Source organism: Mycoavidus sp. B2-EB, from assembly GCF_014218255.1.
Lineage (GTDB): Bacteria > Pseudomonadota > Gammaproteobacteria > Burkholderiales > Burkholderiaceae > Mycoavidus.
On the sequence record NZ_AP021872.1, the window covers coordinates 846,505 to 871,620 of the forward strand.

Here is a 25,116-nt window from a genome sequence, read left to right on the forward strand (position 1 = left end):
TGAAATTATCCTTGAAGGTTGACTTAGGTTAATTTTAAGGCTTTTTGGGGTGGAAAGGCATCCTATAAATGTGTTCCAATAGTATGCTCGCTGCGCTTTCTAAAGCGACTTAAACGTCTAAAAATTTTATTGGGACCCAGTTTGAGCGAAATCGACCACCCGTTAAGCAAACCCATGCGCGCTTGGCACAGGTTTTGTTGCATTGGACTAGCCAGTATATTTATTTTTTCGCCGGAATCTGCGCAAGCGGAATATACGGTTGATATTAATGCACCGCGCAAGCTCAAAGCATTGCTAAAAGCCCATTTGGATTTGGCGCGTTTCGCAAAACGTACAGATATTAGTGAGGAGCAATTTGAATTTTTAGTCGCCGCAGCGCCGCAGCAAGCGCGCGAACTTGCTGAAACAGAAGGATATTTTAGTGCCGCGGTGATTACAGATGTGAGTGAATTTGCCGATAAACATGTGGTGACGATTAACATTGACCCAGGCCCGCACACGACAGTTTCATCCGTTGCCCTCAATTTTACGGGTCCCATGCAAACTGAAGATCCAGGGCGTGGAAAAGCGGCGCGGCGCGGCTGGACTTTGCGGCGTGGCGAGCTATTTAGCCAAGCTGCTTGGGAAAATTCTAAAGCGGCTTCACTCAAAGCGTTGCAAGCAGAACGCTATGCCGCGGCCCAAATTACGCACTCGCAAGCGCGGATTGACCCCCGCACGCAGCACGCCCAACTTGAGGCCACTTTTGAGAGTGGCCAAACTTTTACGATCGGGCCGATCGAAATTAGCGGCCTAAAACGTTATCCTGAAAAAATCATTCACCATGTGAATCCATTGCGACCGGGCGAACGTTATAGCGTGGAACGGTTGCTTGAGTTGCAAAGGCAAGTGCAAAACACCACGTACTTTGCCAGTGTTACAGTCGATGTGGCGAATGATGCAAAGCAGCCCAACCAAGTTCCAGTCAAGGTAAAAGTCAGCGAATATCCATTTCATGCGATTCGTTCGGGGATTGGCTACTCATCGGATACAGGCGCTCGAGTGCAAGGTCACTATGTCTATAACAATATGTTTGGCCGTAGTTGGATCTTGAGTGCGCAAGGGCAGTTTGAACAGCGCCAGCAAAACACTGCATTGCGCTTATCGATGCCTCCTGATCGCAAAGCCTATATTAATAGTATCTTAGGATCTCACACTCGTACTTATATCGAAGATACGGATATCCGCAGCTTGCGGCTCGGTGCGCAACGCGCGCGCTCACTGCAAGATTATGATTATGCATGGTCTTTGCTGTATTACGAAGATCAGCTGCTGCAAAATGCGCAAGCGCCAGAGGTGAGTCGAGCGCTTGTGCCAGGTTGGTCGTGGACGCGACGCAATGTCGATGATTCGATGTTCGCGCGCCAAGGTAATATTATTTCGTTAGCAACCGGGTTTGCCGTCAAAGGCATTCTGACTGAGCAGTCATTTGGCCGGTTCTATATGCATGGACGTCAGTATTTTCCACTTGGAAAAAATGATGTCATTTTATTGCGCGCAGAATTGGGCAGCGTTTTGACGGGGGGGGGCTCAGATGGCATTCCAGCTTCATTATTATTTCGCGCGGGGGGCGCTAATTCAGTGCGCGGCTACAGCTATCAAAGTATTGGCCATGAAGTAGATGGCTCGGTTCTACCCGCTAAATATTTGGCGACTGGCAGCGGCGAATATCAGCATTGGTTTAATCGGGATTGGGGGGCGGCCCTATTTTATGACGTGGGTACTGCAACCGATCGCTGGCAAGAGAAAATCCTCTATCAAGGGGTCGGTATCGGGGTGCGCTGGCGTAGTCTGGTAGGTCCAATAAATTTAGATTTGGGGTATGGATTGCGGGAGCGTAGAATTCGCCCCTATTTAACGCTTGGAATCGCATTCTGATGAAATTGTGGCGCGTGCTTGGCTGGCTAACGCAAATTCTATTGGCCATTGCTGGGTTACTGGTTGGCGCACTCTTATATGCCAGCCATACTGAACCCGGAACGCGCGTGCTCTGGCACGTAGCGTTGCAGCTATCGGGCGGGCGCTTAAGCGGCGTCTTGGAAGGTGGCACGTTAGCGACCGGCTTGCGCTTGCAACAGGTTGCATGGAATGCCTCAGGCCATCAAATTCAGATTGATCAAATCAATGGCCAGTGGGGTGTGGTGCGCAAACCGTGGCGCTTGAAAGTAGATGAGTTGCAGATCGGGACAGTAGACGCGTACTTAGCGCCGGCTGCCAAGGCATCTGAAACGTTGCCCCTGGCAACTTTGCCCCAAACCTTAGCGCTGCCGTTGCCATTTGAAATTCTAGCGCTGCGGATTAACCGTTTGCGTTTGCACCCGGCTCAGCATAGCACGCCGAACATAGCGCATCAAAAAGACCCAGCAAACGCCGCAGTGACTGAGCTAAGCGCTTTAAGCTTGCGTGCGCGCAGCGATAGCCAGACCCATCAGCTCATAGTTGAACAGCTTACTACGCCATTGGGCAAGCTTAAAGGAGCGCTTGAACTGGGTGCTCAAAAACCTTTTGCGCTTAGTGGTGCGGTTCATTTTTTAAGCCTGCCACGCACCAAGCCTGCGCTGCCGGTTCAGCAATTGCATCTAAAGTTATCGGGGGCGCTGGAGCAGATCGTGGTGGAGCTGGATGCGTTAGGCACTCAGCTCACCGGCCATGCTCAGATTGAAATCATGCCACCGTTTGCAACGCAATCTGCAACCCCGGTAACGCAGGTCAAATTTAAAATCCAGGATAGCGTTTATGCAGGCCTGCCGCTCACGGGTTCAGGTCACCTACAATTAGGCGCAAAACGGGTCGTTCTAAGCGCTACGCAGCTCTTGATAGCAGACAATAAAATACGGGTACAAGGGAGTTTAGGGGAAGTAGGCGATCAGCTTGAGTTTACGCTTGACGCGCCTCATCTGAAGCGGCTCGACGCATTTTACGCGGGCTTAAGTGGCGCACTTAAGGCAACCGGACATTTAAGCGGGCAGCTTGCCGCGCCCAATATTGTGGCAAATTATCAAGCCACCAAGCTGGTATTGGGCCAAACCCGTGTAGCGCAAGCCAAGGGCCAAATTGAGTGGGGCGCCGCAGCGCATAGCGTTCTGGCTTGGGAAATCGATGGGCGTAATATCATGCTGCCGGGCTTGGCGCTGCAAACCCTAAAAGCGCGCGTAATAGGCACGCGCGCGCGCCATCAATTAACTGCAGCGGCAATCGGCCAGGTGGGTAAAAATCCGTTTGATCTGAATCTCGCGGCGCACGGGGCATTGCAAAATACTGCAGCGCAGATGCGCTGGCAGGGGACCTTGACCCAACTTGAAAACCGCAATTCGCACCTCACGAGAGTCACAGGATTGCCCGCTTTACGCCTGCTCGCGCCCGTTGACCTTAGCGTCGAACCTAACCGGGTCACCCTTGGGGCGACGCAATTACAGATTGAACAAGCCACGCTAGCGTTACGCACCTTGATTTATGCGCCAGGTATCTTGCGCTCGGCAGGAACCCTCAAAGGTGTGGAGGGCGCTGAGTTATTACGTCTTCAGCAGGTATTAACCGGTAACCTGCATACCTTCAAAACGGACCTGGTGCTGGATGGCGATTGGGATTTCTCTTTGGGGGAAACCACCGCCACCGGCTATCTACAAGTGACGCGGCGCACTGGCGATATACGACTGAATACGAGCCAAAGATTCACGGCGCTTGGTATCAATGCCCTCGCTGCGCGCATTGATTTATCGGGGCAGCGTCAGATTCATCTCAACTTGCGCGCTCAAGCTGCGCGACTTGGTGCATTAGATGCGGAGCTCGCCTCAACCCTGAGTTTAAACCAGGGGCAATGGTCGATTGCGCCTGAGGCGCCGTTATCAGGACGGATTGCGTTGGCTGCGCCTGCGCTTAGAACCATCAGTGCTTTGCTTGGCCCGCAATATATCTTTGAAGGGCGTTTAGCGATGGATCTGACGCTCGCTGGACAATTTGCCAAACCGAAAGTCTCGGGCCACTTAAGTGGCGACGACTTAGCCGTGAATTTGCTTGATGAGGGGGTCGCGCTATCGCGAGGGATTATCCGCATTGCCTTATCTGAAAACCAGGTGGATTTCCGGCAGGTTGAATTTCATGGGGTGGAAGGCACCGTGCGCATTCTTGGCGGGATTGCCTTGGATCATGTGAATCCGATTTTATCGGCCAAGCTGGTGGCGGATAAATTTGAGCTCTTTGCCACCCCAGACAAGCAGCTCTCGCTCTCTGGCCAGGCTACGCTTGCTAATCGAGATGCCTCAGGTGGACTCGCGATCGACGGCGATTTTAAAATCGATCATGCACTCTTTGATTTACCGGCTACGCCTTCGCCCAAGCTCGGCGATGACGTAATCGTCATGCGCGCTAATGATGAACCTGCACAAGCTGTGCTGCCTGTGCTCGCGTCAGACAAACAGTGCTCTCCCGGTGGTTTCTTACCCGCCGCTAAAATCCATCTCGACCTTGGCCGTGATTTCCGTTTTCATGGTGCTGGGGCGGATTTAAAACTGCGTGGTAAATTAAGCGTGTTAAGCGAATTTAACAAACCTCTTTATGCAGTTGGCGATATACGCGTAGATCCAGGCTCAACCTATGAAGCCTTTGGCCGCAAGCTAGCCATTGAAAATGGTTATTTTGGTTTTAATGGACCGCTTAATAATCCAAGCATTAATGTCCTTGCGATGCGGCGCAATCAAGAGGTTGAAGTCGGCGTACAGGTCAGCGGCACCTTACGCATGCCTCACGCGCTTTTAATCTCAGAACCCAATTTACCCGACAATGAAAAAATTTCATGGCTGCTATTTGGGCATGGTAGCAGTGGCGGTATGAATTTAGGGCAAGTCAATACCGCCGCGGCCGCTTTTGCTTTATTAGGCAGCGTAGGCGGCAAGCAGATCGCCAAAACCATTGGTTTAGACGAATTTTCCATAGGCGAAAGCGAGGCCGGGCTCACTGATCCGCAGGTGGTGAACTTGGCTAAAGCCCTGAATGAACGCTTTATCTTAGGCTATGAACAGGGCCTTACGACTGCCGCCAGCATTTTCAAAGCCACTTGGCAATTTTCCCGCAGTTGGTCGATTACCGCCCATACCGGTACGCTCAACGGCGTTGACTTACTGTTTAACCGGCGCTTTGATTAAATCAACGATTCGCCGCTAAGAGCGCATCAATTTGCTTGGCCTCAACCCGTGTCATTAAATGCTGGTAAGGTCTAAGCGGCTGGTGCGCGCTCAGCGGGGTGGCATGGTGTGACCAGGCCAGCGGCGCGACGCCCAGAAAAGCTTCAACTTGAGCCGCTAATTGTGGCAAAACCGGCTTTAGCGCGAGCGTGAGTAAGCGGAACGCCTCTAAACTAACGCTGCAGGTTTCATGTAAAGCACTGCTTTGTGTTGGATCTTTGGCCTGATTCCAGGGCTTCATGGTATCGATATAAAGATTGATGGCACTGGCTTCTTCCATGATGCGGCGCAGCGCACGCGCGCTATCGCGGTTTTCATAGTGTGTTGCAATTTCTGGCAACGCCGCGCGGAGCTGCGTCAATAATGAATGATGCATGGCGCTCTCTAGCACACAACTATTAAAGTGCTTCGCTAGAAAACCAGCCGTGCGGCTGGCAATATTGACATATTTACCAATTAAATCGCTATTCACCCGAGCGATAAAATCATCCAGATTGAGGTCAATATCCTCGAGTGAGCCATTGAGCTTAGCTGCAAAATAATAGCGCAGCCACTCCGGATCTAGTCCTGCTTGAATATAACTATGGGCCGTGATAAAAGTGCCGCGCGACTTTGACATTTTCTGCCCATCCACCGTCAAAAAACCATGCGCAAAGACGTTGGTTGGGGTCCGGTAACCGGAAAACTTAAGCATTGCCGGCCAGAACAACGTATGAAAATATAATATATCTTTGCCAATAAAATGGTACTGCTCTGCGGTGCTATCGGGCTTAACCCAATCTGCAAAATCTAAGCCTTCTTTAGCGCATAGCTGCTTAAAGCTCGCATAATAGCCAAGCGGCGCATCCAGCCATACATAAAAATATTTTCCTGGCGCATTGGGAATCTCAAAGCCGAAGTAGGGAGCATCACGTGAAATATCCCAATCCGCGAGCTGCGTCGTCTGGCTATCTTTAGCCTCAGCGCCTAACCATTCGCTCATCTTATTACGCGCTTCAGGCTGCGCCAGCTGTGCTACCCATTGGCGCAAAAAATTTTCGCAACGGGTATCAGAAAGACGGAAAAAATAGTGAGTTGAAATTTTTCTGATCGGCATCGCGCCAGAAATCACTGAATAAGGGTCAACCAGTTCTGTAGGCTGATAGGTTGAGCCGCATATTTCGCATGCATCGCCATATTGATCTGGCGCCTGGCATTTAGGGCATGTGCCTTTAATAAAACGGTCTGGCAAAAACATTGCGCGGACTGGATCATACGCTTGCTCGATCTCGCGGGTATCGATTAAGTCTGCCTTTGCCAGTGCCAGATAAACTTGCTCGCAAAGCTGCTGGTTGTCAGCGGAATCGGTTGAATCATAATGATCAAAAGAAATGCCAAAGTCATCGAAGTCCCGTTTGTGTTCAGCCCAGACGCGCTTGATTAAGGCTTGTGGCGTGAGGCCTTCTTTTTCTGCCCGCAGCATGACAGGGGTGCCGTGCGTATCATCCGCCCCTACGTAGTACACCTGATGGCTGTGCATCCGCAAGGTTCGAGCCCAAATATCGGTTTGCATATATTCAACCAAGTGACCAATATGGATTTGGCCATTGGCATAGGGGAGCGCGGAAGTGACAAGAATGCGGCGAATGGGCATAGTGGCGTTCAATCAGGCAAAGCATAGATTTTAGCAAAGCCCGAAGGTATCGAGCGCGATTTAAATTGCTTTGTTATCTAATTCGGCATGCCCTTAGTCAATAGAAAGGAAGTATAGGGTCGTTAGACTGATTTCAGAATAGGGATGACTAAGCCGTGCGCGCAGCATGAGGCGTTTGCGCATAAGACGGTTGTGCAAAGCTCGCTTGATATTGGTAGTTGAGTAAGTTCATTTGAGTTGAAATAATTTCCTGCATGAATTGCATGTAAGAGTTAAGTAGCACGTTTAGAAACGGTACACTCTGTAGCATTTCTTGGAAAAATAACGGCTGCTGATAAGGTTGGAATTGATAAGTAGGAAATGCGGGAGTTGATGCAGAGTGCTGAAGCGGCGGGTGTTTAGCAGGCTGCGCTGCAGGTGGACGAGAAACGTTAGATTGCAGTACTGGCCGAGAGGTATTGTTCAGCGTTATTGGGCGTTGAGTAGGTGGTTTTAATTGGGTATCTGATGCTAAGTGGTTGATAGGAGAGACTTCTTTATTTTTCTGGTTTTGAGCACTTGAGGTTGTTGGCTTAATATGAGAGAGAAAAAGCACTTTCAGATTTGAAAGAATTTCTTTAACTTCACCATATTCTAGATCATTTTCGGAATCATTATTAAGAATAGTAGATATTTTTTTTAACGATGTCTGATCTTCAGCGCTGATGTCTTTCTCATGTTCTTTGAAAAAAGGCTCTAGTTTATTTAATAGATCCTTGCTTTTATTAATATTGATTTTATTTTTTTTATCTTTGTTTTCATTGATTTTAATCGCCTCTAAACGAAATGCATCATTGATTTTTTTGGGGTCTTCATGGCCGCCGTAAATTTTTTGTGTTAAAGAACTAATTAATTTATCTGGGTTTTCATGCAGCTCCGGATGTTGATCTAAAAATGATTTAATATTTTTTAAACCCGCTTTGTTCATTTTATCTACTAATTCACTGCTGGTACTTTCTCGAATCGCATCTTTTGTCTGCATGGCTAAAGTATGGGTTTCTTCAGCATGTTGTGGCCCTTTGGAAATATTCTCAGCTAAAGATGCCATTAATGTATCAATCATCGGTGAGCGTATCTCTGGATGAGCATCAAGGTATTCTTTTGCACTGTCTAGAATTTGTTGACTCTCTTGATGTTTTGGGCTCGCCTGGTCTGATGCACTCGTTTTAGCTATATTGCCAATATGGCTTAGATGATTAGCCATTGGGTGAGGTGAATCCACCCTGTCCGATGATTGATGAGAGGACATTGAGTCAGACTCTGCAAATAACCATGATAAGCCGAAATCGTCCGGCTCAGCATCATTTCTCTCTACTGCAGAGGCAGTTCCATCTATTTTTTTGTTTGAGCTAGCCTCTGTAGGTGAAAATCTATTGCTTCCTTTAACAGAATGAGCACCTTTACTTTTGCTATAACTCAGAGGTTTATTTTGTGTTAAAGAGTGAAGCGCATGATTTCCAGAGGTGAAATTTCTGGTATCTTTTGTTTGCGTTGTGCCTGATGGGCGATTTGCCGAGTGATTAGAAGAGGTTCTAGTAGATCCTATATCTCTATTAATGGATACCATATGTAGCTCCAGAATAATCGCGCAGCAGATTTTTTGCGATCAGTTACAAAATTAAGACTTTAATAAATTACATCGCACTCAATTTAATATAATTTAATTAAATTAGAAATAAAATTCTTAATCTTTGGTAAATTGCGTATAGAAAAGCGAAGTTTAGAGGCAATCAAATATGCCTGTAATGGCTGAAGCTTCCATTATTTTATCCAAATTGCTTGCTGCGGTTATGGCAGCAAGCGGGCATAAATTTGATTGCATCTCGCCAGTCTATTTTGGGTAATAGACTGTGCTTGGTGATTCATCCATTAATCAAGCTATACTGGCTTTAATAAGCCCGCCCAGCCTGGAAATTACCGGTCGGTTGATGCATTACATTGGGTTGATAAGCAGGATTCTGGCCATAAGGCTGTTGCCAAGAATGTGCTAAATATTGGTATTTTATCTGCTCCATTTGTGCTGCATATATTGCATGTTGCTGCATTTGCATCGCATGTTGATCCTGCAAAGCACTAAATACCGCCCCGTAAGGGTTAAAGAAATCCATGACACTGTCAAAAAAACCTCTTGGTTGGACTAGAGGGTAAGGTATGTGCTGAATATAAATCTGGGGTGGGTTGTAATGGTACGGACGTGGCGGATAGAATTGATGGGGCGGCGCTGCATAGCCTTGGGCTGGCAGAGGTTGATAGCTCGTCGCAAAATTTTGGAGCGGCTGATGGTTATTGCTTGGCCCATTACCAATAGAGCGTGACGGTACGAATGCTTGGTTTCTTGGTGGTGGAGAGGGCGTAAATGGTCTGCTAGGTTTAGTTAAGTCTGCATATATGCTTTGTAGCAGCTCAGTTTCATTTGCCAACTTATCTAAATTTCCGAACAGTTCTTTGTGCTCATTTCCGATTCTTGGGTTGTTCTTAACAATTTCTTTTATCTCACTGAGTAGACGACGGTTTATTTCAGGAGCTGCGGGAGCCGTTAGGTTTATGTGTCTTGCACGCATTCTATCTAGGTCAGGTTCAGATGGCGAAAACGATATTTCAGATCCTTCGTCGCTTTCGTTAGATTGTGCTGGTCCTGAAGATCTACGGGCATTTTGCCTGCTGTAGTTTTGTGGGCGTGTAATTTCGAGTATATTTTGTAGTTCATCAACCTCGAAACAGTCTAAATTATCAAATATCAGGGAATTTTCCATATAGATTCCTGGATTCTTTTGAAGATTTGCGTATATTTGATGGGCGATTGACTGACGTAATTTAAGGTCTTTTTTTCGAGCACTTTCGTCTATAACTGTATCTTCATCTAATTCATTCTCATTAATCATTCGTCGGCCACTTGCGGGTTGACTGGAAGTTGATGCTGAAGTACTCGAGCTTCCATGTTCGGTGTGGGTTGTCGAAGCTCCTCCACCACTGTTTGGTCGTAACGTGGATTGACCGGAAGTTGCTGTTGAAGTACCCTTATCTCTATCTTCGAGGTGGATTACCGAGTCTGCTCTGTCTTTTCTTTCTTGCTGCTGTTGGTTTATCGATGCTTCATCGCCTAGTGATGATCCAGGCGTAGCTGTGGTTGTGCAATTCGGCGATACATTGTAGAAACCCTGAAATTTCTCAGATTTTTGCTTGTATATTTTCGGTTGGTTACTACTGGCTCCAGCTGACGGTTTGAAATCTCCGGGTAATTTTTCTAGATTTGCTGAAAAACTTCCGAATGTAGGGGAAGGGGGACGGCGGGCCGATGATTGGCCCTGCTGATCTGGCTCAGAAGTAGAAGAGCTGCCAACCTCTCCTCTCGTTTTACCTGCACTGAACATAGTAACTCCAAAATTTCTTTGCTATAGAAGATTATTCGCTGTTAACGCTTTGTAAAGAAATTTAGCAAAATACTAAATAATTAGCCCCCGTTTGAAGAAGTGATGTGCAGATAAGCGAAGGGCTGGATTGAAGTAAGGATTTGGTGTGCTCGCTAGTGTTCCAGAGATAAATCAAAGAAAAAGCTCATCATTGAGCACTTATGTAAGCCTATTACAGCAATATGTGGTTGCGGTTGATAGGCGGATAGGCGGATAGGCGGATAGGCAGGGGATTGGGTGGAAATTTGTATGGTATGGGCGCTATATTTATGTTGGTGAAATAATTAGCGTGTATAAAAATACTTTGTGAAACTATATAAAACGTTAGTGACAAAGAAAATGCCTGGTTGCGCAGGAAAATTATAAAATAAGAAATAATTTCAGGCATAAATCTAATTTTATTAGCGTTATTAATTAAGAATATAAATAAACTGATTATTTGGATTTTTTGAGGTTAACGGGGATATATTATGCTGTCAAGAATCGACAATAAATTTACTGGAAACTCTATTCGTCAGAAAACAATCGATAAAAATTTTGAACTTGGCAAGATCTATTTGGAACAAGGTCGTAGCTGCAAGAATAAGAATGAGCTGGAACAAGCGGTTGCTTTATTCAGCGAGGCTAAAGAGGCTTTTAAAAAAGTTAAGCTTTCTAATGAGCTGACAGCCGATACCATTCAAAGACTTTGGGGGGAGGCCTATGTGGAGCGCGGCGACGTTTTAAGTCTGCTTAATTTAGAAGAAAAAGCTCGTGAAAGTTATATAAAAGCAAAAAAATATGTGCCTGACTTGGCAAACGAAAAACTAGCCAATTTAAGAACCTTATCCACTTCTTCATCTCACTCTAAGTTTGAAAAAGAATTGCCGATGAAGATGGGTGGTTCCGAGCAATCTAAAGTCATGCATAACTTGGCCCTTATGTCTTTAGAGTCAAGCTTTTCTAGTTTATCCATATCATACAACCATCCATTTTTCCTTAAAGATGACAACTCAGCGCTCGCTTTGAGTCATCCACTCACAGATAAAGTGGAATTAACCGATATTCCCGATACTCAATATTTGGCCCGCTGTTTGCGACAAACGCATTTGTCAAATGAATCGGAAAAGAAGTTAAGCGCGTTAGCCAAAGATGTTTTAGAGATTTTTGCGCATAAAAAAACTAAAATGTTTGAGCAAGTGCACGAAATTGTCCCGCTAGCAACGATCCCCGATGCTCGGTTTTATCGTCAGTTGATTAACCAAATGGTGGTAACGCTGAATGACGAAAGCATATTAAATTTAGATGTGACGCAAGGGCTAGCTGCAGCGATCAGAAACTGTCCCAAGGTCTTATTTGATATGCGAGGCGTCAGTGCAGGGGATTTGGTGGATGTATTAAATGTTTTAAAGAAACGCTTAGTTTTAATCCATCAGAATAATAATTATGTGCAACTTCGTGCTTTGCTAGAAGCTTTCTCATATGTTCTAGATGCCATGGTGCAAACTGGCCTTACTGAGCTCAATCGTGAGCGTTTGTTAGAGCCTCTCAATAACGCGTTGGAAAACTTACTTGAGCAGTCTATTGATCAAGAGTTGGCCTACCAGGTTCGTTACGTGTGCCAAGCGTTGGCGCATATTTCGAATAATGAAGAAACTTGGCAAACCGCGCTACGGAATGCTTTTAACATAGGAAGTGGGCTTGCTTCTTTGAGTGGGGGCGTGATAAACGCTCTTAAACTCAAGATCGAGCCGGCTAAATTTATTGAGGCGTTTCAATTTTTCAAGGCTTCATGGCAAGACCTTGGCCAGAAATGGAGAGGGCGACAGAACACTTGGTATTTAGCGCTACGGTTTGCTGATTTACTGCTAGAAGCTAAGCAATGGGCGAAATTCGAATATTTTGTTTGTAATCACTCAGATTGCCAGAATAAAGATTTTTTGCTGGGTTTATGCCAGCGCCTAGAACAGATTGCCGATACTCAGACAGGAGAGGTTCGAGGCGGTGCAATTAGATTTTTGAAGAGCTTGTTAGATAGTGAAAAACAGGCAGTTCAACTTATTGCTCAAGCTGCTATCGTTCGTCTGGCTAAGCAAACAAGCAAAAGCCAGTCTGGAATTATTCTGCCTGCTTGGTCCTCTATCTGGCAGACGGCTCAGGGTACTCAGTTATTAAAGGAAGCGCTGTTGAAGCAAAAACAAGACGCATTGTGGCAACGTGAAATCGTTCCGTTTGCAGAATTGGGCAAAAATATTCAAGAGCTAAAAAAAACCTATCTAAACGACTTAGAAGCTATAGATGAAATTCGAGAGGCTCGGGCGCTTTATGTAAAACTGCGAGGCACGACTCTGGCCAATACATCGGAATCTTTCGATCTAGATGAAAAAACGGATGCATTTCTTAAGTCAGAAAAACGAGTCCTGCTTTTACTAGGCAAAGCCGGCTCTGGAAAATCGACATTTAATCGTCATTTAGCACAACGCTTGTGGCATCAGTACCGTGATTCATCTGAGTCTGATGAGACGCCGATCCCCCTATTTATCTCTCTCTCAACCCTTAGAGAACCCACCAAAAACCTGATTGCCTCCTTTTTGCAAGAACAAGGATTCTCAAAACAGCAGATTGAAACGTTGCGTACAACGCGGCGCTTTATTTTTATTTTGGATGGGTATGATGAGATCGCGCAACGTGACGGTCGGTTCTATGCGGATAACCGGCTCAATGAATGGAAAGCCAAAGTTATTGTGAGTAGCCGGCCTGAATATTTAAACCCCGGCTATGAACGTCAATTTTGTCCATTGGGCCAACCTCGGCTACTGCAAGTTTATCAGTTAGCCCCATTCTCTGATAAAGAGCGCAAGCTATATATAAGTAACTACAAGGCTTATATCAATTCAGCCACTTCGTCTGCTATCAATTACGAGAAAGCGTTTGAAACGTTTGATTTAAGGATGTTAGCAAGAACGCCTTTTCTGCTGAAAATGGTACTAGATGTTTTGTCTGCATCTAGTGTGGGAGAGGCTACTTTGAGTCAAAACGGTTTGACTCAGCTTGCATTATATGAACAATTTTTGACTAATTGGTTCGCCCGTTCAGAAGAGCGCCTTAAGTCTATTCAACTCACATTAAGCGAAGAGGATGCGTATAAATTTTTAGTTAAGCGAGGATTTACTCAATTAGGGATAGAGTTTAGTCAAGAATTAGCCATAGCTATGTATAAAAAGCGGACAGCAGCGGTTACTTTAGACGCGCTACCGGAATATGCAGGTGATGAAAAAATACGGCTTTTGTACCTTAATGCTCCTCTAATTCGTGAAGGTAACCAATACCGTTTTCTGCATAAATCATTTCAAGATTATTTGGTGGCTAGCGCAGTGTGGAAAGAGCTAGGCCAAGCGCAGGGGCCAGTGCGTCAAAACGCATTATTGAATCGACTCAATTTAGTGAAAGAGCCTACCGCGCTGGAATTTTTGGTTGAACGCGTCAAGCAAGTACCCCTCTTGGAAAAGAGCTTGTTGAGTTACGTGGAGTATTCGAAATTAAATGAAGGTTTTGAAATGGGCGCAGCAAATGCGCTGACTATTTTAGTCAAAGCAGGAATGCAATTTAATCGCTCGGATTTTAATGGGATTAAAGTGCCTGGAGCTGATTTGAGCTACGGTGTATTTGATGGTGCTCAGTTTGAAAGAGCGAATCTAAGCGAAGTAACGTTGCGTGGCGCATGGTTACGTGGGGCGAATATGCGTAATGCAACGTTATCAGGGGCTGAATTTGGAGAAGCGCCAGCGTTAGAAATAGGAACAGAGGTCCATGCTTGTAGTTATTCATTGGATGGTCAGTGGTTAGCTATGGGTGCTTATGGGGGTAAAGGCGCGGGTTACCATATTCAAGTGTATGAAGCAAAAACGCGCAAGCTTAAGCATCTTCTGCAAAATCCCAATGCTCAAAGGTACTACAGTGTCGTTTTCTCGCCAAATGGCAAATGGCTGGTGGCAGGGGATAGTGGTCAGCGTATAAGTTTATGGGATGTTAATTCAAGTAAGCTGTTGAAAGAATTGATAAATCATGAGGGTGAAGTCTATAGCATTGCATTTTCGCCCAATAATCGGTGGTTGGTTTCAGGCAGTGGTGACAACACCATCAAATTATGGAAAGTGCAAGACGACGGTACTCTTAGCTTGCATCATACTCTCAATGGGCATAGCGGGGATGTACATAGTGTGTCTATCTCGCCAGATGGAAAATGGCTAGTGTCAGGGAGTAGGGATAACACAATAAAATTGTGGGCGTTAGAAGAAGGGCAAGCCTCGTTGTTTCAGACGCTTGAGAAATCTCATGGAGGGCATAGCGATACTGTCTGCAGTGTATGTTTTTCGTCGGACGGAGCAACTATCGTGTCTGGGAGCGCTGACGAGACGGTGAAGTTATGGAGTCTCACAAAAGCAGGAGCAATATTATCTCAGACCCTTGAAGGAAGTGATGATATGGCGCTATCTGTTGCTTTTTCTTCAGATAGTAAATGGGCGGTAGCTGGAGGCTTGAGTGGCGGAGTGGCGCTTTGGAATTTAGAAACCTCAAAAATCTCATCTTATCAAAGGTTAGATGGGCACAATGGCGCGGTATCAAGTGTCTGTATTTCTCCGGAGGGGACGGAGTTAGTTTCTGGGGCTATGGATGGTATGGTGAAATTATGGCCGTTGGGAAATCCAGAGGTTTTTTCGCAACCAAAATTTAAGGGACATAGTGCGGGGGTGTTGTATATGTCATTTTCGCCCGAAGGGAGATGGCTTGCCTCTGCGAGTTACGATAAGACGGTGAAGCTGTGGAGAGTAGGAGATAAAGAGGTGGCGTTGGAGCAGACGCTCGAAGGACATCAAGAAATAGTATCGAATATATCCCTCTCATCAGATGGTCAGTGGCTAATCTCTGGGGATGAAGCTGGCGCGCTGAAAGTTTGGAAGCGAGAGAAAAGCTCAGGAATGGTGTTGCAGCGCACCCTTAATGGATATCGTCATAGTACGCAGGCGGTGTCCATTTTTTCAAATAATAGATGGTTGGCCGCATATGGAAAAGATATAGTCGTGATGAGGCTGAAAGCGTTAGCAGAAGGAGAAGAGCTGCCGCTTCAAATGATCAGCGGACATAGCGATCTAGTTTCGAGTTTATCAAGCGCGAGCTCGCTGGAAGGTAAATTGATAGCCTCAGGAAGCTATGATCAAACAGTGAAAGTATGGCAGCTAGAAGGTGATCAATTATCAGAGTTCTTTACTCTTAATGAGAGCCTTGGAGAGGAGTATGACCGAGCAGTTCATAGTGTGTCGATTGCACCAGACTGTGAATTTATGGCATCTGGGACGAATGATGGGGTGGTGAATCTATGGAAGCCTGACGGCGCAGAAATGAAGCGTTATATGTTAGAAGGACATAAAGGTGCGGTACACAGTGTATCTATCTCTCCAGATGGCAAATGGGTGGCTTCTGGAGGGCAGAGTAATACGGTCATGCTATGGTCGTCAGACACACACAAGTGTGAAGTAAAGATTCAGGGTGACATTGGGTATTTTATTAGTTCAATTGTTTGGTTAGAATCTTGTACGGGCTCAATGAAAATCGCGCTGGGAGGAGCGGATCGCGCGATTCGTATTTTCCAATTAGAACAAGAAGAAGACCGTTGGAAATCCTATTTATGGTGGACTTCATATCAAAATAAATTATCTGTAGATGGCCTGTCGATTCAAGGCGTGCGAGGCCTAAGTCCAGATAATGCTAATTTGCTCCGCCAAAAAGGAGCCATTGTGCAATTGCATTAAGGTTCGAATTAAATCAAATTCAATTAGAGAGAAAAAAACGGAGCGTAAAGCCCCGTTATAAAAAACAAGAGAAGAAGGCGGCACCAGAGGTACATCTTCTCTGGGTGCCGCAGAATCAGACAAAGTAATGTAAATTAAGTTCGCTATTTTTTTGCGCTTTGGCAATTTGACTACTTCGGATTTGCTTGCAATGGGTAGAGGAAAATTTCGACGCGTCGGTTTTGGGCACGACCGGTTGGCGTAAGATTGTCGGCAATCGGTTGCGTTTGTCCGCGTCCTTCAGATGAGAGCCGACCAGAGGCGGTGCCTCGACTGACGAGATAGTTAGCCACGGCTAGCGCGCGGCTTTGTGACAGCGTCATGTTGTAAGGTACGGCACCGGTATTATCCGTGTGGCCAATGATGCGGGCCGCCAGCTCTGGATTTTGCACTAGGGTCCGCGCCACCTCGTCAAGAGCTGACATGAAGGTTGGGCGAATTTGATAGCTATTGGTGGCAAAAGAGACTGAGCTGGGTATATTGACTTTGAGTGACCCATCCTGCTGCTCAGTGATTTGTGTACCCGTGCCTTGGGTGGCGCCCGCTAAGCGTTGTTTAATTGCGGTCCAATTGTAACCGGTCAGCCCGCCCGCTAATGCGCCAATTGCGCCACCAATCATCGCGCCTTCTGAGTGGCCAATGAGCGCCCCCACGCCAGCACCGGTAGCCGCGCCAATGCCGGTACCTAGCGCGGCGTTGTTTTGTTGCCCAGGGGGCGCTGCGCAACCTGCAAAAAGGGTGCTCGCCAATAGACAGGAAGCAAGCGGTAGGGCGAGTGTTTTCGAGCTCATTTTCATCATAGACTCCGAAAGTTAAGTTTGGGACTAAGGTTTGTTGCAACCATTGGCACAACACGAACTGCAAAAATAAGCTTTATAACAGAGGCGATCGACTTCTCCTTGAATTTGAATATATTTAAGATTGTTCTAGAAAAGGGAGTTTATGCAATATATTTTGAAGCTATCTTCCTGAACTGTCTGAATTGCGCATCAACTGAATGCTTTGTATAAAATTGAATCATTCAATTTGCTTAGATATCGCGTTATGATCAATAGTTTCTACTCGCTTTTAGCCAGCTTAAAGGATAGCGCGCTTGCGTATTTTCATTGCCTCGTTTGATGCGAGTTACTCGGTGCGCAGCCGTTACAATCAACGAATGGAAATTTTATGAGTATTGATAACGTTCAAATTCAAGCTGCATTGGCTCAGGTCATTGACCCGCAACGGGGGGAAGACTTAATTACGACAAAAAGCGTACGCCATAGCGTGATTGAGAACGGTTGCGTAACCGTGGATGTGGTGCTGGACTATCCAGCGCAAAGTCAGTTTGAAGCACTGCACACTCGCATTACACATGCGCTTGCCGCTGTGCCCGGGGTGACGAGCGTTGATGTTACGATTTCACAGCAGATTGTGGCGCGCGCAGTGCAGCCGGGGATTAAATTACTGCCTAATGTAAAAAATATCATTGCGGTGGCATCTGGCAAAGGGGGCGTAGGCAAAAGCACCACCGCCGTTAACCTGGCGCTTGCATTGGCGGCTGAAGGGGCGAGTGTTGGTTTGCTGGATGCGGATATTTATGGTCCATCTCAGCCCATGATGCTTGGCCTTGAGGGCAAACCTGAATCAAAAGACGGAAAATCGATGGAGCCGCTTGAACGATACGGCATCCAAGTGAATTCGATCGGTTTTTTGGTGGAAACAGATACCCCAATGGTTTGGCGTGGCCCGATGGTCACCTCTGCCTTTGATCAGTTGCTCAGGCAAACCAACTGGCGTGAACTGGATTATTTAATTATCGATATGCCCCCAGGCACTGGCGATATTCAATTGACGTTAGCGCAGCGAGTGCCTGTAACGGGGGCCGTGATCGTTACGACACCGCAAGATATGGCGTTACTTGACGCTAAGCGGGGGCTCAAAATGTTCGAGAAAGTGCAGATCCCGATTCTTGGCATTGTGGAGAATATGAGTACGCATATTTGTTCTAATTGCGGGCATGCAGAATCTATCTTTGGCGCAGGTGGTGCAGAACGAATGTGCAAACAATTCGGGGTTGAGCTGTTGGGCAGCTTGCCGCTTGATATGAGCATTCGTGAGCGGACTGATGCGGGTTGTCCCACTGTAGTGGCGGAGCCGCACAGCCATAATGCGCAGATTTACCACGAAATCGCGTGCAAAGTTGCGCTTGCCGTGGCCCGTAAAGCACGCGATATGAGTTCAAAGTTTCCAGATATTGTGGTGCAAAAAACCTAATGTTTCACCGCCTGCGCGGCCCGCATCTTTGGCTTTGAACGCGTTATGATATGGTTTGCGCAAGGCGCTGAGCTTTTTTAAGCAAGACAATATTTTATTTAAATTAAGTATCAGAGGACTGTATGAGAAAACCACTGGGCAAAATCATTTCCCCAGTTTTGTGTGTGTTTCTGATCGTAAGCGTTTTCAGTGCGCTCAATGCTGGGTGTTCGACCTTATTCAGGCCGCATGAAAAACGCGCGCATGCGGTGCTGCTGCCAACGCTAGGAAGTAGTGCGCGTGGTACGGTGAATTTTATTGAACGGGTCGATGGTATGCAAGTGACCTACAATCTTGTGGGGTTGCCGCCAAACAGTGATTATTCTTTTCGAATTTATGAACGGGGTCACTGCAATGCGTTTAGCGCGCGTGATAGCGGCCAGGTGTTTGACCCGAGTCGTTTGAGTGGGAGCAGCGCTTTGAGTAACGCGCGCCCAGCAGGCAATATGCCCAATATTAAAGCCGATGCAAATGGTGGCGCAACGGGTTTTGTGGTGGTCACTGAACTCACCTTAGACGGCATTCGTTCAGTGGTTGGCCGCTCGGTGGTTGTATTGCACTATGAGGATACTTCGGTAGAAAAATCACGGCTTGCGTGTGGCGTGATTCGGAGATAAACCATTCGTTGCTATCCGTGAACTTCGCGATGGTGCGACGCGAGGCTGCGTAAAGGATTGTCTCGCCTGCCAATAAGCAGTAGAGAGACCAACTGTTCCGTCAGTGAGGTAGGATTGATGAAAAACTGTATCAATTTTAAATCGCTGTTGACGCCACTACCGAGCGGCTTTTTCATTCCACGTCTGCCGCACCTAGAGGAACTGCTTTGTCGAAGGAAGGATTGAGTTGTTGATTCATATTAATGCTTTTGTGAATTTTAAGACGATTCAACTCTAGCTGCTGTGTAACACTCAACAAGCTAGAAACACGTGCCATCACGAATTTTTCTCGACGCTAGGACGCAAACTACTACTAAACACGGATGGAATCATAAGCTGACTCGCCCAGCTAGATCCCCTACGTGCGTCTTGCAAATATAGTAGCGTAGAATAATTAGTCAAGAAAATTTTGTGAGTTTTTTATTAAGCCAGATTTGAGAGGGGGCCAATTCTGGTGGATGGATGTGATAGCGCTACGCGGCTAAAATTTATAATTAAAAATACCCTCTTTGCTGGAGCGGAGTTCGCTGGCTTGACTAAAAAAGTTCAAAAATTTTCTTGCATAATTTCTCTTGCCTTCTATAGTTGGAAAACGCGCGATGGAATTTAGAGGGAATCTTCGTTTTTGAGTTCCATCCGTGTGTAGTTTACTGTCATCCGTCTGCAGTAGGGGGCGGCTTACTTTTCATTATCAGAATAAGGAAGAAGTCATGACCAATAGTAAAGAAACCAAAACACAAGAAACCCAATTGCAAGACGAAACTCTGAGCGAGTTTTGTGCTTCCGAAGCAACCATGGGTGGCTCAGGGCAATATAGAGAGGCGGGTGTTGGCCGATTCCTATAAGGATCATCGGTTTATGACGACGTAGGGTGACGCCAGACCAGGCACTTAAGAGTAGAGCAAGAGTTTGTGTCTGGCGTTTGGGGAAGACAACGAGATAAAAAAAGAATTAGATGCCTCATCATTTGATGCCCAATATTTTTGGAGCTTGCTTTTCAGGGCAAATTATTGTGCTCGACATGATCCGTGACCGGTATGTGGTTTTATCTCATGGGCAGTCAGCCGCAGTTGCTCCTTACCTTGGCCTTGATTCAGCTTTTTTTGAAGCGAAGATTGCCTCCAATACCGGCATTTTGCAGAAATTAGTTGATGCCGATTTAGTCACCGCGCAAACGTTTTCTGTAGTTGATCCCAAGCTAAATTCAGTCAGTCCTTCCCCTCAAATGGGCGGGATGTCTGCTAACGGGTGGAAGCTGGCGGATAATGCTTTTGAGCATAGGCCGGCTTGGCGCTGGATCGCAAGAGCGCTGCTTGACCTAAGAGCGGCGCACAAGTCAGCTGCAAAGCAGGGACTCACTGGAGTTTTGAAACGGTGCTCTCAAGCGATTGGGCAAAATGAGTTGCGTTTTGGTCAAACTGAAGAATATACGCCTTTTGTGAACGCGCTCAATTGGGCTTGTTTATTTTATCCAAAACCCACTAAATGTTTGGAATGGTCTGCCGCACTAACGCTCGTGTGTGCGCGTGCTGGCCTGGCATCGAAGCTGATTATCGGGGTGCAATCTTTTCCATTTTATGCGCATGCATGGTCAGAAACCGACCATGCGATCATTGGCGACAGTACTTTGAGAAGAGAAGAGCTGTCCGTCATCCTTGAATTTCCAACTCCGCTTTTGGAACTCCCTTATGACCGTGCTCGGCATCGTTTATCCTACAGCACAGGAGCTTTTAACGCCAAACCGGGACTGGGTTTTAACGCATGATAAAAGCGGCCAGCTAGCCGGTGCGTTATGGCAGGAGGCAGACGAACGTCATAGTCCATGCGCTTTGTATCAAGAGAGCGAAGCGTATTTCTATGGCTTTTATGGACAGGCATTTTCAAAGCAAGACAATACTGAAATGAATCAGAATGACTTGCGTGAGATTGCTTTAGAAGGCCCGTCTTTGTTAACCGCTAAATTTTGGGGGCGGTATTTATTTGTCTGCTTTGATAAAGTAGCCAAGAAATTCATTTGCAGTTGCGATCCGAGTAACCAGTGGGCCATCTATTGGTCGTGGTCTGAGTGCCACGGGCTATTGTTTTCAGACACCATAACATGTCTGCATCAGGCGCTCAAAGATATAGGCGAGCGCCCTGGATGGAATACCTCGTTTTTTGGCACTTGGCTGCGCACGGGTTCAGTTCAAAGTGGCGAGATGCCATTTGATAATATCTCAGAGCTGCCACCAGGATGCGCTATTTCCTATACGCATGGACATAAGCCAGAAATGTTGCCGGTTTGGGATCCGCTGGTGAACGCTAAGGATAGCTTAGTCGTTCAAAATCCGTATGAGATCTTGAAAAACTATCTCAGCCTGCAGCTGGAAAATCATGAACGGCCGGTATTAGAACTTTCAGGTGGCCTGGAGTCGAGTTCGGTTTTACTGGCGCTACGCGCGATCGCGCCTGCTCAGCAGCAGATTGCTTGTGCTCATTATTACAATTCAGAGGTCGGGTCGTCTAACGAGCTTGAACATGCTCGTCGCGTCGCCCAAAGCGTGGGAGCTCAGCTTGGTGAAATCGACACGGACGTTTTGTCGTTCGCACCGGTTAAACATCTCCCGCGAGTTGCAAAGCCGCATATCCGATATTGCTTGCTCGCATTTAATCAGCATTTTGCGAGCCGGCTCGAGGAGCGTGAAAACAGTGTTCTGATTAGTGGGCATGGCGGGGATTCGTTATTTCTTGCCCCCCCACCTTTTGGCGTGCTGGCGGATGCAATGCTTACGCTGCGCTGGCAACAGCTGTATCGGATTGCGCTTAATTTAGCGTTAATTCGCAGAGCATCGCTGCTCCATATTGCGGGGCAGGCCATCAAGGCGGCATTTTCGGCTGATCCTTCTGAGGGGGTGAGCGGCACCTTCGGGTTAATGTCTAAGGCGGCTGAACTCAAGCCATTGGATGGCCGGTCCCATTTGCACCCGTTTATGCAAAAGACGAAGATTCGCCTGCCTGGCAAGCTATACCAATTATTTCTCGCCTATTTGTCGCTAGATGATGTAAGAACGCCGGCACATCCATTCAAAAAGGGGACACATTATCCCTTTCTGTGTCAGCCAATGGTCGAATTTGCGCTGTCGATACCCAGCTATCGGCATTTTGACGGTCCTCATAATCGAATTATCGTGCGGCAATCTGTCTCCGAGGCAACCGGCTATGCGCATCTTTGGCGGCGCAACAAAGGAGAAACCTCTGGCATTGATTTGCTCGGCATACGCCAACATAAGGAACATGTGATGGCGCACTGTCTCGAAGGTTTTCTGGTCAGGCAAGGGTATATCGACCCGATTAAAACTCATGCGGCAATCCAGGAAAGTTGCAAAGGCCGTAGTGAATATTTCATGGATATTCTTCATCTTTATGCAGCAGAACTCTTTATTCAAGGATGGCAATAGCCCATGAAATTACGCAAAGTTCCTAAAGTTTTCAAGGTGCTGGGTTTTTTGCTGCGTTGCTTATGGACGCATGAGCGTTATGCGCGCTGGCAAGTGGTGGCCGCCACCGGGTGTACTGGATTTTCAATTGGCTTGGCTGTGGTGACGCCGGTACTGCTTAAATTACTGATTGACGATTTTTCGAATTTATCGACCTCATCCATCACCGCTTATCTGTTGTGCGTCGCTTATGGTTGCGCGTGGTTTTTCTCGCAGGCGTTGCGGCGTGGCGAGCAATATCTGGTGACGGCAATCAATGAGCGCATTAAACGGTCAATCACCATCAATTATGTGAGTCAGGTGCTCGGCCGTTCTGCGGCTGCGCTGAGTGAGCACCAAAGCGGTGCTTCGGCGAGCGAGGCGAGCCGCGCCCAAGACAGCGTGATGCGTGCTCTGCTTGGGATTTTTTGGCATATTGCGCCGCTTTGCATTGAAATCGGCTTAGCCTGCATTGTCGTGTTTTCGATGTTTGGCGCGGTTTATGCTTTGGTCTTATTTGGCTTTTTATCCGCTTATCTGTATTCCACGACCCTCACGATTTCATATTATACAGGCTTACAACGTAAGAAAAATCTGGCCTCGGACCGCGCTTCAACGTTGCTGATTGATACCCTCACGCATGCCGATACGGCCAAAGCTTTTGCAAATGAAGCGGGTGAACTGGGACAGCTTGACCGAGTTTACCAAGCCCGAGAACAAGCGAGTGTCCAGCTTGCTCGCAAAATGGAAATCTTTGGCGTGCTGCAATTACTGATTGTTGGCATTGGACTCACGACGTTGACGAGTCTGGCATGCCGGGATATTTTTGCAGATCGGCTTACCGTGGGTGACTTCGCGCTTTTAAATGGTTATCTGTTGCAATTCACCCTGCCATTGAGTTCTTTTGGCTATGCAATTCGTGAAGCACGGCTTGGTTTATTCAATCTCGAAGAGCTGCTGGATAAATTGACTACGCGCTGGGATTTCAACGCGACTAGCCATGCGCTATTTGAGCGAGCACCTTCGATTCAATTTAAGCATGCGAGTTTTAGCCATACCCCGGGCCAATACGTTTTGCGAGATGCTAGTTTTTCCGTTCCAGCGGGTGCCTTTTGTGCGATTGTTGGCCCGACTGGCGCAGGCAAGTCTACCTTGATGAAACTATTGTTGCGGTTGTATTCTCTTGAAAGCGGAGAGATTTTGATTGATAGTCGACCGATTGCATCGTTTTCTGAGGCAAGGTTGCGCCAATCGGTCAGCTACGCCACGCAGGATGCGCATTTGTTAGACCGCTCACTCCGCGAAAATATCTGTTTTGCTTGTCCGCAGGCATCTGATGCAGAACTTGCGCGGGCCATCAGCACAGCGGCGCTCACGCCCGTCATTACGGCGGCAAAGGCTGGGCTAGAAACTCAAATCGGTGAGCGAGGCAATAAACTTTCAGGGGGAGAGCGGCAGCGTGTTACGCTGGCCCGCGCCCTTCTGAGGCAAAGTCACTTGCTCCTTTTGGACGAACCCACAGCCGCGCTCGATGGGCAAACTGAAGCAACAATTTTCAAGCATTTGCATGAACGTTATCGTCAAACCACCCGACTGATCATCGCCCATCGTCTGTCAGCCATTCAACATGCGGATTTGATCTTAGTTTTAAAAGATGGCGTGATTGCGGAGCAAGGCACGCATGATGGTTTGTTGGAGAAAAATAGCATCTATGCAAGCCTTTGGCATAAACAGGTTGGGACGCCTATGACTGAGCGGCGTCAAGTCAGTGCTGTGCTTTGAATTATCGCCTCAGAATTTAAAGTTCAAACGAACCGCCAATTTTCTCACGCTAGATGAGGGAGAGAGAGTCTACGGGCGAGGAAATTTCCATCATTAAATAAAATGAAAGTGATTCATTAAGCACCAGACGGGCATCCGTATAGCGGCTTTCACTAAGCCGCAACAATCAAGTAAAATGATCTCTTTTACTTCTCTTCTCAGCACATCGAATGACAATTAAATCCGACCAATGGATTCGGCGCATGGCCGAAACGCATAAGATGATCGAGCCGTTTTCAGCACACCAGATTCGTACCGATGAACACGGCAAAAAAATTGTCAGTTATGGTACGTCAAGCTATGGCTACGATATTCGGTGTGCGGACGAATTTAAAATCTTCACCAATATCAACTCAACCATTGTCGATCCGAAAAATTTCGATGAAAAGTCGTTTGTTGATTTTAAAGGTGACGTGTGTATTATTCCGCCCAATTCATTTGCGCTGGCGCGTACGGTTGAATATTTTCGGATTCCACGCAGTGTCTTGACGGTTTGCTTAGGCAAATCGACCTATGCACGCTGTGGCATTATCGTTAATGTGACGCCGTTTGAGCCAGAATGGGAAGGTTTTGTGACGCTGGAGTTTTCTAATACGACACCGCTGCCCGCCAAGATTTACGCTAATGAAGGCGTGGCGCAGGTATTATTTTTTGAGAGCGACGAGGTATGTGAAGTTTCATATCGTGATCGTGACGGAAAATATCAAGGGCAAAGCGGTGTGACTTTGCCCAAAACTTGATCGCTTAAGGCGCGGCTTTG

13 protein-coding genes and 1 pseudogene are annotated in these 25,116 nt (G+C 46.9%); 10 read left to right on the forward strand and 4 right to left on the reverse strand.

From position 1 onward, the window contains the following. The first annotated feature begins 174 nt into the window (after nucleotides 1–174). On the forward strand, nucleotides 175–1,917 hold the full coding sequence (locus MPB2EB_RS03875) for an autotransporter assembly complex family protein (RefSeq protein WP_185182646.1): 1,743 nt from the start codon (nucleotides 175–177) through the stop codon (nucleotides 1,915–1,917). After that, nucleotides 1,917–5,180 (forward strand): translocation/assembly module TamB domain-containing protein, encoded by a 3,264-nt coding sequence (locus tag MPB2EB_RS03880; RefSeq protein ID WP_185182531.1) that lies wholly within the window; start codon nucleotides 1,917–1,919, stop codon nucleotides 5,178–5,180. The genes MPB2EB_RS03875 and MPB2EB_RS03880 overlap by 1 nt, the downstream gene beginning before the upstream one ends. A gap of 4 nt (nucleotides 5,181–5,184) precedes the next feature. Here the strand turns inward: MPB2EB_RS03880 and metG are convergent. From metG to MPB2EB_RS03895, 3 genes and pseudogenes are all read right to left on the reverse strand, one after another. Continuing rightward, a pseudogene (gene metG / locus MPB2EB_RS03885) lies at nucleotides 5,185–6,852 on the reverse strand (methionine--tRNA ligase); the annotation flags it as partial. Nucleotides 6,853–7,000: 148 nt separating this feature from the next. Next, on the reverse strand, nucleotides 7,001–8,458 hold the full coding sequence (locus MPB2EB_RS03890; RefSeq protein WP_185182533.1) for a hypothetical protein: 1,458 nt from the start codon (nucleotides 8,456–8,458) through the stop codon (nucleotides 7,001–7,003). A gap of 322 nt (nucleotides 8,459–8,780) precedes the next feature. Next, nucleotides 8,781–10,262 (reverse strand): hypothetical protein, encoded by a 1,482-nt coding sequence (locus tag MPB2EB_RS03895; RefSeq protein ID WP_185182534.1) that lies wholly within the window; start codon nucleotides 10,260–10,262, stop codon nucleotides 8,781–8,783. Between the two features lie 509 nt (nucleotides 10,263–10,771). On the opposite strand from MPB2EB_RS03895, the gene MPB2EB_RS03900 reads away from it, so the two are divergent. Continuing rightward, nucleotides 10,772–16,090, forward strand: a complete 5,319-nt coding sequence (locus MPB2EB_RS03900; protein ID WP_185182535.1) for an NACHT domain-containing protein — start codon at nucleotides 10,772–10,774, stop codon at nucleotides 16,088–16,090. Between the two features lie 170 nt (nucleotides 16,091–16,260). Here MPB2EB_RS03900 and MPB2EB_RS03905 read toward each other — a convergent pair whose 3' ends face one another. Beyond that, nucleotides 16,261–16,920: an OmpA family protein gene (locus MPB2EB_RS03905; RefSeq protein WP_185182647.1), complete on the reverse strand. Its 660-nt coding sequence runs from the start codon at nucleotides 16,918–16,920 to the stop codon at nucleotides 16,261–16,263. 376 nt (nucleotides 16,921–17,296) lie between these two features. Here MPB2EB_RS03905 and apbC point away from each other — a divergent pair, with 376 nt between their 5' ends. The 7 genes from apbC to dcd all read left to right on the forward strand — a co-directional run bounded on the left by apbC (nucleotide 17,297) and on the right by dcd (nucleotide 25,096). Beyond that, a complete protein-coding gene (gene apbC, locus MPB2EB_RS03910) occupies nucleotides 17,297–18,385 on the forward strand; it encodes an iron-sulfur cluster carrier protein ApbC (protein ID WP_185182536.1) in 1,089 nt (362 codons plus the stop codon). A 122-nt stretch (nucleotides 18,386–18,507) separates the two neighbouring features. After that, on the forward strand, nucleotides 18,508–19,041 hold the full coding sequence (locus MPB2EB_RS03915) for a superoxide dismutase family protein (RefSeq protein WP_185182537.1): 534 nt from the start codon (nucleotides 18,508–18,510) through the stop codon (nucleotides 19,039–19,041). Nucleotides 19,042–19,790: 749 nt separating this feature from the next. Further along, nucleotides 19,791–19,925, forward strand: coding sequence for a burhizin family lasso peptide (locus MPB2EB_RS08500; protein WP_232534485.1), 135 nt, complete (start codon nucleotides 19,791–19,793; stop codon nucleotides 19,923–19,925). Nucleotides 19,926–20,035: 110 nt separating this feature from the next. Then, the gene (locus MPB2EB_RS03920) at nucleotides 20,036–20,845 is read left to right on the forward strand and encodes a lasso peptide biosynthesis B2 protein (RefSeq protein ID WP_232534486.1); all 810 of its coding nucleotides are present in this window, start codon (nucleotides 20,036–20,038) and stop codon (nucleotides 20,843–20,845) included. Beyond that, entirely contained in the window at nucleotides 20,769–22,517 is a 1,749-nt protein-coding gene (locus MPB2EB_RS03925; RefSeq protein ID WP_185182539.1) for an asparagine synthase C-terminal domain-containing protein, read from the forward strand. Before MPB2EB_RS03920 ends, MPB2EB_RS03925 begins: the two co-directional genes overlap by 77 nt. A 3-nt stretch (nucleotides 22,518–22,520) precedes the next feature. Beyond that, the gene (locus tag MPB2EB_RS03930) at nucleotides 22,521–24,317 is read left to right on the forward strand and encodes an ABC transporter ATP-binding protein (protein WP_185182540.1); all 1,797 of its coding nucleotides are present in this window, start codon (nucleotides 22,521–22,523) and stop codon (nucleotides 24,315–24,317) included. Between the two features lie 209 nt (nucleotides 24,318–24,526). Further along, nucleotides 24,527–25,096, forward strand: a complete 570-nt coding sequence (dcd, locus tag MPB2EB_RS03935; protein WP_185182541.1) for a dCTP deaminase — start codon at nucleotides 24,527–24,529, stop codon at nucleotides 25,094–25,096. The last annotated feature ends 20 nt before the right edge of the window (nucleotides 25,097–25,116 follow it).

Coding starts and splice junctions, on each gene's coding strand:
- MPB2EB_RS03875 (WP_185182646.1), top strand. CDS start 175: ATGCGCGCTTGGCACAGGTTTTGTTGCATTGGACTAGCCAGTATATTT.
- MPB2EB_RS03880 (WP_185182531.1), top strand. CDS start 1,917: ATGAAATTGTGGCGCGTGCTTGGCTGGCTAACGCAAATTCTATTGGCC.
- MPB2EB_RS03890 (WP_185182533.1), bottom strand. CDS start 8,458: ATGGTATCCATTAATAGAGATATAGGATCTACTAGAACCTCTTCTAAT.
- MPB2EB_RS03895 (WP_185182534.1), bottom strand. CDS start 10,262: ATGTTCAGTGCAGGTAAAACGAGAGGAGAGGTTGGCAGCTCTTCTACT.
- MPB2EB_RS03900 (WP_185182535.1), top strand. CDS start 10,772: ATGCTGTCAAGAATCGACAATAAATTTACTGGAAACTCTATTCGTCAG.
- MPB2EB_RS03905 (WP_185182647.1), bottom strand. CDS start 16,920: ATGAGCTCGAAAACACTCGCCCTACCGCTTGCTTCCTGTCTATTGGCG.
- apbC (WP_185182536.1), top strand. CDS start 17,297: ATGAGTATTGATAACGTTCAAATTCAAGCTGCATTGGCTCAGGTCATT.
- MPB2EB_RS03915 (WP_185182537.1), top strand. CDS start 18,508: ATGAGAAAACCACTGGGCAAAATCATTTCCCCAGTTTTGTGTGTGTTT.
- MPB2EB_RS08500 (WP_232534485.1), top strand. CDS start 19,791: ATGACCAATAGTAAAGAAACCAAAACACAAGAAACCCAATTGCAAGAC.
- MPB2EB_RS03920 (WP_232534486.1), top strand. CDS start 20,036: ATGCCTCATCATTTGATGCCCAATATTTTTGGAGCTTGCTTTTCAGGG.
- MPB2EB_RS03925 (WP_185182539.1), top strand. CDS start 20,769: ATGACCGTGCTCGGCATCGTTTATCCTACAGCACAGGAGCTTTTAACG.
- MPB2EB_RS03930 (WP_185182540.1), top strand. CDS start 22,521: ATGAAATTACGCAAAGTTCCTAAAGTTTTCAAGGTGCTGGGTTTTTTG.
- dcd (WP_185182541.1), top strand. CDS start 24,527: ATGACAATTAAATCCGACCAATGGATTCGGCGCATGGCCGAAACGCAT.